This window comes from Arthrobacter sp. I3 (assembly GCF_000520575.1).
In the GTDB taxonomy this organism is placed as follows: domain Bacteria; phylum Actinomycetota; class Actinomycetes; order Actinomycetales; family Micrococcaceae; genus Arthrobacter; species Arthrobacter humicola_A.
Genome location: NZ_KI914904.1, coordinates 1 through 958, shown reverse-complemented (window position 1 = coordinate 958; position 958 = coordinate 1). Strand labels below are relative to the sequence as shown.

The window sequence follows — 958 nt, the reverse complement described above, 5'->3', positions numbered from 1 at the left end:
GCACGGTACCCGCCGATGCCACCGGCGTCTTGCCGGATGGCACGGCCCCGGACCTGGGCGGTGCGCTGCCGACGGATGTCGGGGCCGCCGCCGGCGCCGCGGGTGCCCTCAGCGGCAACCTGCTCAACGTCGATGTGAACCTGGACGCCAACGCCGGCATCGCGGCACCGATCAATGGTGCGGTGGCCGCCAACGCCAACGTGGCCGCGCCGATCGACGCTGCCGTCGGCGCCAACATCGGCTCCATCGACAGCAACGCGTTCGCCGTCGCCCAGCAGGATGCCATCATCAACCAGGACATCCATGGCGACGCTACGGCGTCGGCTGACCAGCAGTCCGACCTGAAGCAGTAGCACCTAGATGAGCACTGTGCACGGAGGGCCGTCCGGTCAGGACGGCCCTCCGGCCCTGCCTGCCACCGGCGGCGCCACATCGCCCGACGCCGGCGCACGCGCACGCGGCGACGCTGCCGGCCCGCCTTCGTCCGCCGCCCGATGCCACCGGCGTCTTGCCGGATGGCACGGCCCCGGACCTGGGCGGTGCGCTGCCGACGGATGTCGGGGCCGCCGCCGGCGCCGCGGGTGCCCTCAGCGGCAACCTGCTCAACGTCGATGTGAACCTGGACGCCAACGCCGGCATCGCGGCACCGATCAATGGTGCGGTGGCCGCCAACGCCAACGTGGCCGCGCCGATCGACGCTGCCGTCGGCGCCAACATCGGCTCCATCGACAGCAACGCGTTCGCCGTCGCCCAGCAGGATGCCATCATCAACCAGGACATCCATGGCGACGCTACGGCGTCGGCTGACCAGCAGTCCGACCTGAAGCAGTAGCACCTAGATGAGCACTGTGCACGGAGGGCCGTCCGGTCAGGACGGCCCTCCGGCCCTGCCTGCCACCGGCGGCGCCACATCGCCCGACGCCGGCGCACGCGCACGCGGCGACGCTGCCGGCCCGCC

General features: G+C 72.4%; 1 protein-coding gene and 1 pseudogene. Both read left to right on the top strand.

All coding sequences use genetic code 11. The annotated features are described in order from the left end of the window. Positions 1 to 353: pseudogene (locus Y706_RS30010) on the top strand (peptidoglycan-binding protein); the annotation flags it as partial. Positions 354 to 508: 155 nt separating this feature from the next. Next, positions 509 to 832, top strand: a complete 324-nt coding sequence (locus Y706_RS23595; protein WP_028275589.1) for a hypothetical protein — start codon at positions 509 to 511, stop codon at positions 830 to 832. Positions 833 to 958: the final 126 nt, after the last annotated feature.